Annotated in this window: 8 protein-coding genes; 5 read left to right on the forward strand and 3 right to left on the reverse strand. The window is 42.5% G+C overall.

Annotation, left to right across the window (positions count from 1 at the left end; all coding sequences use genetic code 11):
* The first annotated feature begins 63 nt into the window (after positions 1–63).
* Positions 64–1,527: a sensor domain-containing diguanylate cyclase gene (locus AB4653_RS16720; RefSeq protein WP_102258324.1), complete on the forward strand. Its 1,464-nt coding sequence runs from the start codon at positions 64–66 to the stop codon at positions 1,525–1,527.
* Positions 1,528–1,617: 90 nt separating this feature from the next.
* On the opposite strand, the gene AB4653_RS16725 is transcribed toward AB4653_RS16720, so the two are convergent.
* Complete coding sequence (locus AB4653_RS16725; RefSeq protein ID WP_009845500.1) at positions 1,618–1,872, reverse strand: YgjV family protein; 255 nt, start codon at positions 1,870–1,872, stop codon at positions 1,618–1,620.
* Positions 1,873–2,140: 268 nt separating this feature from the next.
* Here AB4653_RS16725 and AB4653_RS16730 point away from each other — a divergent pair, with 268 nt between their 5' ends.
* The 3 genes from AB4653_RS16730 (at position 2,141) to AB4653_RS16740 (ending at position 4,579) form a co-directional block, all read left to right on the forward strand.
* Positions 2,141–2,725 carry a DUF4136 domain-containing protein gene (locus AB4653_RS16730; RefSeq protein WP_009845499.1) on the forward strand — a complete coding sequence of 195 codons (585 nt, stop codon included), beginning with the start codon at positions 2,141–2,143 and terminating at the stop codon, positions 2,723–2,725.
* 178 nt (positions 2,726–2,903) lie between these two features.
* The gene (locus tag AB4653_RS16735; RefSeq protein ID WP_017097507.1) at positions 2,904–4,088 is read left to right on the forward strand and encodes a D-alanyl-D-alanine carboxypeptidase family protein; all 1,185 of its coding nucleotides are present in this window, start codon (positions 2,904–2,906) and stop codon (positions 4,086–4,088) included.
* Positions 4,089–4,285: 197 nt separating this feature from the next.
* Complete coding sequence (locus AB4653_RS16740; protein WP_012600484.1) at positions 4,286–4,579, forward strand: YkgJ family cysteine cluster protein; 294 nt, start codon at positions 4,286–4,288, stop codon at positions 4,577–4,579.
* Between the two features lie 51 nt (positions 4,580–4,630).
* On the opposite strand, the gene AB4653_RS16745 is transcribed toward AB4653_RS16740, so the two are convergent.
* Entirely contained in the window at positions 4,631–5,527 is an 897-nt protein-coding gene (locus AB4653_RS16745; protein WP_009845496.1) for a LysR family transcriptional regulator, read from the reverse strand.
* 116 nt (positions 5,528–5,643) lie between these two features.
* Between AB4653_RS16745 and AB4653_RS16750 the strand changes: the two genes are divergently transcribed.
* Positions 5,644–6,024 carry a DoxX family protein gene (locus AB4653_RS16750; protein ID WP_009845495.1) on the forward strand — a complete coding sequence of 127 codons (381 nt, stop codon included), beginning with the start codon at positions 5,644–5,646 and terminating at the stop codon, positions 6,022–6,024.
* Between the two features lie 80 nt (positions 6,025–6,104).
* Here the strand turns inward: AB4653_RS16750 and AB4653_RS16755 are convergent.
* On the reverse strand, positions 6,105–7,767 hold a 1,663-nt coding region (locus AB4653_RS16755), incomplete at its 5' end, for a pseudouridine synthase (RefSeq protein WP_372104785.1).

A 7,767-nucleotide genomic window follows, 5' to 3' on the forward strand; every position in this document is an offset into this window, starting at 1 on the left:
TATAAAACAGTCTGCTTATAAGAACATTAGCGTTACCTAAAATTTAAAAGCTATGAGGTAATTTTGAAAGTAAGACGTAAGTATATCCTCAACTTTTCCATCGTGTTGGCCCTAGTATCTCTGGTCCTCTCCGCTATTCAATTTAACCGAACCAAAGAATCACTTTTAGAGTCTAATCAATTCTTCTTCCGTACTATTGTAAACGCAAGCTACGACATCGTAGATACTACCGTTAACGAAGCTATTAAAACCTATCTCAAAGGTGTGACTGATACTGTCGCTTCTCACACACTAGGTGTCACTCCAGAACAAGAAGTTAAAGAAGTCATCCGAATTGCTAACGAATTGGTGATTGGAGAGTCAGGTTATATCTATTTGATGTCACCACAAGGTGTCCACCTGTATCATCCGTTTTTACAAGGGCAAAATCGCGCGCATTTAACCCATATTCAAACGCAACTGACCTCAAAGTCTGGAATGACTCAGTATTCTCATGCTAATCCACATGAAGTCGGCAAGCGTGCGAAGGTCGCGTATTCAGTGAGGCTACCGAGTGGTAATACATTGGTGGCGACCACTTATAAAGATGAACTCATGTACTTGGTCGATCTCGAAGCGCTTAAAGATAAACTAAGAAAGTATTCATATGGCGATAGTGGTTATGTATATATTGTTGATTTGCAAGGCGAGCTAGTCCTCCGACCCAATTTTGAACACGAACACTTGAAAGCCTTAATTGGTTATTCATCAGAGTTGCTCATCGATAAGGTCGTTGCTGAGCCTGAAGGGCATTTTAGTTACTCAATTTCAGATGACAACGGTACGACAAACAAAAACATTTTCTATAAGTTCTACCCATATCTGAATTGGATCATTTCTGCTGGAGTTTTGGAGCAAGAGCTCAATAAGAACCACAGTTTATTGCTAGTTAGTTTGATGACCTTGGTTATAAGTTTGCTTAGCATCATCGCCGTTTTGGTGCTTTACCTGCGGCACCGTCATTTAAAGATCTTAGATGTAGCTAGCTTAGATTATCTTACGGGGTTGAGTAATCGGCGGGACTTTATTTCTCAGGTTAAGATGAGAATTTTAGAGTGTTCGCCTTATCCGTTAAAAGGTGTTGGTATCATTCTTCTAGATATTGACCATTTTAAATCGGTAAACGATCTACACGGGCATAATGAAGGCGATAGAGTGATCTGTGCCGTTGCAAAAGTATTGAAGCAATTTGCAAATGAAAATCGTCTAATTGCTCGCTATGGCGGTGAGGAATTTATCTTTGTGACTTTTGATTGCAATGAATATCAATTGTACGAGTTGTCGGAAGAGCTTAGGCGTAGCGTCGAAAAAATTGAGGGGTTAGTGTTACCTGTAACGGTCAGTGTTGGGTGTCGCTATGCAAATGCACTGTTCCACATAGAAGGCACGATAGACCAAGCTGACAAAGCACTTTATCAAGCGAAAAAGAATGGACGCAATAACACACAGGTATACAGAGAGAGTCAATATCGTATTGTCTGTCATTGAAGTTTTCTAAAATTGATAAGCATGAAAAAGCCCAAATAGAACGTTCTATTTGGGCTTTTTTAGAATTGTTTGAAAGTGCTAGCCGTTAATCTAAGCTTTTGCTGCTTTCATCGCTTCATTTTTTTTTTCCTTTTGCATTTTTGCAAGGAAGTAGATGTTCACACAAGCGATGAAACCGTTGGTTGCAACCACTGGCCATGCATCAATCATAACGCCGTATGCTGTGAATAGAGTACAGCCAACAAAGTTAAGGACACGCAGACGCACGATATCTTTCATTGTTAATGAAATTGCGACCATAATAGATGCCGCGTAACCTAAAATTTCAACCATATTGAATTCCATTGTGTGACCCTCTTAAATTTGCCGATGCTTTATCGGTACCAATTCTTCTCTTCATGAGATGATTGAGGAAGCTCCGTGCCCCGAATGGTTTGGTTATGTTTAACTAAGTTTACTATACCGAGTCTATTTCTGTGGTTAAACCCCCAAAATGAGTAGAAGTGAAGGTTAGCGATTACGCAAACGTTTAATGATCTTTCTATTAATATAATTACTGTTTATGTTGAAGGTCAAATTGATAATTATTCTTGTATAGGAAAGGAAGCCGCGAATGATAAAACGATTCATATGTGCAACAAAAGGCGTAAATAAAGTCGCGTTGTTGGCTTTGATAGCGATTGGACTGACAGCGTGTACAACCAATGAAACGACTCCAACTCACAATTATGGCGTGGTGACCAGTGGTGACTTTGATTTCATGAAGCATGGGGTAGTCACGTACTCATGGCATCCCGAATCAGAGCAAGTGTACCTTTCTGAAAAATATGACAAGACGGTCGTCACTGATCTTGTACGCGAAGCGATTAAAGAACAACTTTCATTGAAAGGTTATCAGTTGAAATCCGGGGCTGGTGATGTCGTAGTGGGTTTTGGATTAGCTGAAGAATCTGAACTGAACGATGAATCGATCTTTGATGCGATTCAGCTATCTACAGGTGTGCCATTTTATAGTGATGATGGAAAGGTAAGCGAGAAAGGATCTTTGTATATTGCTTTTTTTGTTCCTAATTCGGAAGTTATACAGTGGCAAGCACTGGCGCAGTCTGGTATCCAACCTGATTTAGAGCCGAGCGAAAGCAAACAGCGGGTTATGGGCTTTGTTGAAATGTTATTTAGACGTATGCCCGAGAGGTAAAGCGAAGTGTTGAATGCATTCATTGAGTCAATCGTTTTTGTGCAAAAAACGGACAGGTCGCAGATTATACTTTTTTATTTGTAACGAACCGTACAAATACGTAAAGCAACGTAAAGTTCGCGCTTCTTTTGCTAGCATTTGTCTATACTGAACAAAACGTTAACTTAGGTTTAATTCAATGAAACGGTTCTCAAAATACTCTCTCCCTCTATTAAGTATGTTCATTGTAAGTAACGCAGCGATCGTAGCAAATACTGCTGTCGCGGCACCTTCTATAGTACCAAGCCCACCTAGCCTAGGCGCAAAAGGGTATGTGTTAATTGATTTTAACTCTGGTGATGTGCTGGTAGAAAAAAACGCACACACTAAGTTGAACCCAGCGAGTTTAACCAAGCTTATGACCAGTTATGTGGCTGGACAAGAGATGAAACGAGGTAACATCTCTGCGGATGATCAGGTGCGAATTAGCGAAAACGCATGGGCGAAAAACTTCCCTGATTCTTCAAAAATGTTCATCGAAGTGAACACTGATGTCGCGATGATGGATCTTTACCGTGGCTTGATTATTCAATCAGGGAACGATGCGAGTGTTGCGATTGCAGAACATGTTGCTGGCTCACAAGATGCATTTGTTGACTTGATGAACTCTTGGGCAGCTTCGCTAAAACTGGAAAATACCCATTTTGCGAATGCACATGGTTTAGATGCGGACGATCTCTATTCAACGCCTTATGATATCGCTCTATTAGGCCGTGCGATTATTCGCGATTTACCGGATGTGTATGGTTTATACAGCGAACGCTCGTTTAGCTACAACAAGATTACACAACACAACCGCAATGGCTTATTACGTGATAGAAGCTTGACGGTCGATGGCATGAAAACAGGCTACACCTCTGGTGCCGGCTACAGTTTAGCGAGTTCGGCGACACAAGGTGAGATGAGACTTATTGCGGTTGTGATGGGCGCATCAAGCGTTAAGAGTCGTGAGTCAGACAGCAAACAATTGTTGAGCTATGGTTTTCGTTTCTTCGATACGCTAAACCCTCATCAAGGCGGTGACCAAGTCGCTGAAGAGAAGGTGTGGTTTGGTGCTCAAGATACGTTGAAGCTAGGCGTTGCAGAAGATACGTTTATTACGCTGCCTAAGTCAGACAGCAAAAAGTTAACGGCATCGATTGAACTAATATCTGAACTGAAAGCCCCGATTTCAGAAGGCCAAACCTTAGGCGTTGTTCATTACACCGTTGATGGTGAAGATGTTCAAACTCAACCTTTGATCGCGTTGGAAGCGGTAGAGCAGGCTGGCTTGTTCAAACGCTTGATGGACTACGTAAAGCTATTTTTCGCTAGTCTGTTCTAAATCGAGGCTAGTCTGTTGTAAAGCGAGATAGTGGCGACAAGTCGCGATGGAAAACCATAAATAGTATGGGTGTTGTGAGTAAATCACAGCGCCTATTTTTATTTCTACATCAATCAAAACACTGCGCCGCACTATCTTTATTAGCCGTAGCGGTCGGTTTCGATTACTATACGCAAAATTTAGCAGCGTAGTCACTTATGACGATTGAGATAAAGAACGTAACCGAACCCGAAGTAACATGTGCTAATTGTCAGGCATGCTGTTGTCGTTTAGAGGTTATGATCATCACAGATACAGGCGTACCTGAAGAGCATATCGCTTATGATGAATGGGGCGGCGAAACGATGTTGCGACTCGACGACGGTTGGTGTTCTGCTGTAGATAGAGAAACACTGATGTGTACTATTTACGAAAACCGACCTTGGATCTGTCGTGAATTCGAAATGGCCTCTTTTGAATGTGTTGATCAGCGCAAGGATGTAATGGGTTAAGACTTTATCTTAGCTATCGATGTTAGTTGAGCTCTAACTGTTCTTAGAGCTTTAACTATTCCTTGCGCTCAAATACTTCGCAAGAAAATCGATAAACACTCGGATTCTTTGGGGCAAATAATCGCTCGCATGATACACCACGTACATTGGTAGCTGGTTATTACTCCAATCTTCCAATAACCTTTTTAGTTCTCCTTTCTCAACATACTCTTTGCCCATCCAATCCGGTAAAGCAACAATACCTAAACCTTGTCGAGCCATTTTAAGTAGCATATCTGGGCTATCTGAAGTGAATATTTGATTTACTTTAATGGTATTAGTTTTGTCGCTCTTGTCGGTAAAACGCCATTCATTCGCAGGGCTCATCAGGGAGTAGGTTAAGCATTGGTGTTCGCTCAAATCTTGTGGATACAGAGGAATCCCTTGTTTTTCTAGATAATCTGGTGATGCGAAGTAGTGAACTTTGTTGTTAAACAAGAAGCGTGCTTTTAGCCCTGAGTCTTTGAGTTGTGACGCGCGGATGGCAACATCAATATTGTGTTCATTAAGGTTGACGATGCGGTCATCGATGCTGAGGTTAATGCGGATACCTGGGTGCTGTTCAATGAAAGCTTGAAGCGGCTCACTGAGTAACATCGATGAAAAAGCACTTGGCGCAGATATCTTAAGCTCACCTTCCACGGATTCTGTTTCACGCTTGAGCCTACTTTCTATGGTAGACATCTCTTCGAGTAAACGGGAGCAATAAGTCAGGTAGTCTTTGCCTGCATGGGTTAGGGATATTTTGCGACTGTTTCGCTGAAACAGCGTCATTCCTAAATCACTTTCTAACCACGCAATCTTTTTACTTACGGCACTTTGTGTCACGTCGAGTTTATTGGCAGTAGCAGTAAAACTGTTCAGCTGCGCAGTTTCCACGAAGATACGAATACACTCAATTTTATCCATTCTAGTTGTCCTATATCTTGTACCTAAACCCAATCATTCCAAATTGGAATCCTAACTATCATAAAACTAGCATTTATCGTTCTATTTATGAATGGTTAAATGATTCCACTACGTTAATGATTCTTAAGAAAGGTGGCAACATGAGTACAGTAGTGAGTGTATTACTAGTGGTGTTCTTTTTATTGGCGAGTTCAATCAAGACAATTGCTTGGCAAAAGAAAGTGTTTGAAATCCAGCTTGGCTTTTTTAAAAGCTATGGATTAAATCGCGTCATCATGTTTCTAGTTGGCATGGTTGAGTTTACTGGAGCTGTATTGTTGCTCTGTGCTTTGGTTGGTTTAGCACCTGAACATACGCAACTGATGGGAGGTTTGATATTAGCGAGTACTTCACTAGGGGCGATTTACTTTCATTTGAGATTCGATACGTGGAAGGATGGTATTCCCGCGATGGTTACTCTGTTGGGTTCTGGCTTCTTGGTCATTGCATCGTACTAAGTTTATTCGACATGTAGCGATAGCTATGAGAGGCAAAGGAAATAAGAGTAGGGCACGAAGCCCTACCAAATGGAAACGGTTTAGAACTCAGAAGGCACTTCAAACTCGAGCCATTCACCGGTTGTTGGGTGAATCAGTTTTAAGTAGCCAGCGTGAAGGTGTAAACGCTCACGTTTGTATCCGTATAAGTCGTCACCACGAATCGGTACACCAAGGCCTGACGGGTGAGCACAGTGTACGCGCAGCTGGTGGGTTCGTCCTGTTTTAGGGTACAAGTGAACCTTGGTTTTGCCATTGTTGGTGCTGACCGCTTCCCAATGAGTTTCAGCATTACGTCCATGTTCATGGCAAACCAATTGTCTTGGTCTGTCTGTTATGTCGCCGCGCAAGGGCAAGCTGATATCGCCAGATTTGCCGTCGATTTCACCATCTAACAGAGCTATATATCGTTTCTCTACGGTTCTATCAATGAACTGCTTCTGGATGTGTTTATTGGACTCTGCGGTCAGCGCCAAGATCAATAAGCCTGACGTCGACATGTCCAATCGATGGATAATCAAAGGGCCTGTTGCATCGGGATAACGCGCTTTAATACGGGTATAAACAGAGTCTTCGATAAACTTACCAGGAACCGACAAGAACTCCTCGGGTTTATTCACCACCACGATCTCGTCATCTTCATAGACAATATCAAACGACTTACCAACCGCAGGGTTCACGATAAGCGGGTTCTCTTCTAATTCGATGCCGTTTAGCTGGTGGTCGAGGATCTCGAAGCTTTTACTTTGGCAAACCGGGTACAGGTTTGCGTGCTGGCGAATGACAGCCGTTGGAGGCAATCCCCACCAAAACTCAGACAATGCTAATGGCTGAAAGCCGTGTTCAAAAGCAAAATTAAGCAGCTTAGGTAGGCAGCAGTCGCCAGAGCCTTCAAGAGCGTCTTTGCCATCTAACAATTCAAGCAGGTTCTTTGATTCGAGAGCTTGGTTGTTAAAGCGATAATGAGACAACCGTTGCGCTTCTAATTCGGCTGAGATCGCTTGGTACTCTTGCTTGCGGCTCGTGAGTTCGCTTTCGATAGCATCAACTTGCGACTGGCGTTCTGCGATCTTTTGTTTCCACTCGATTCTAAGTGCTTTTAAGTCGCGTTTCTCTTGGCTGCTTTGATTGCCCAGTTGTTTGAGCAAATTCGCTGCTGACTCTAGATTCCCCAATGCCTTTTCTTGATTGGCTTGTTCTCTGAGTTCGTTACGCTGAGATTTGTTTGCTGCCAAGGCTAATTGAAAGGCTTCGATAGCTTGTGCTGATTCGATTTTTAACTCTTCAAATTCAGCCAATAATGCGTCTAGGTTGTGCGACTGTTGTAGTTTTTCAATGTCATCCGCTAGTTGCGATTGGCGAGCAAGGTTTGCACTGTTGTGAGATTGAAACTGTTCTGAATCGAAGGCTGATGGAACAAAGTTAATGTTGTTTAACTGAGAGGCCAAAGACGGATATAACTGCAAACCTGAAAACGCAGAAAGGTAACCTAGCTCTTGTGTAGTTGGGTTCTGAACAAGAAGCACGGCGTAGAGGTTGCCTTGCGATGTTTCATTCACACCGCAGTCGAGTAACGACTGCTGAAGTTGCTGCATGGCAAACTCACACGTTGGATGTGGTGTGTAGTAGTACGGAAACGTAAAACGAGTCGGTAGCGGTAAGTCTACATTCGTATTGTCGTTTTTTAGGTGCAGTGGTGTGTAT

This window comes from Vibrio sp. 10N.222.48.A3, from assembly GCF_041475345.1.
Lineage (GTDB): Bacteria > Pseudomonadota > Gammaproteobacteria > Enterobacterales > Vibrionaceae > Vibrio > Vibrio tasmaniensis_A.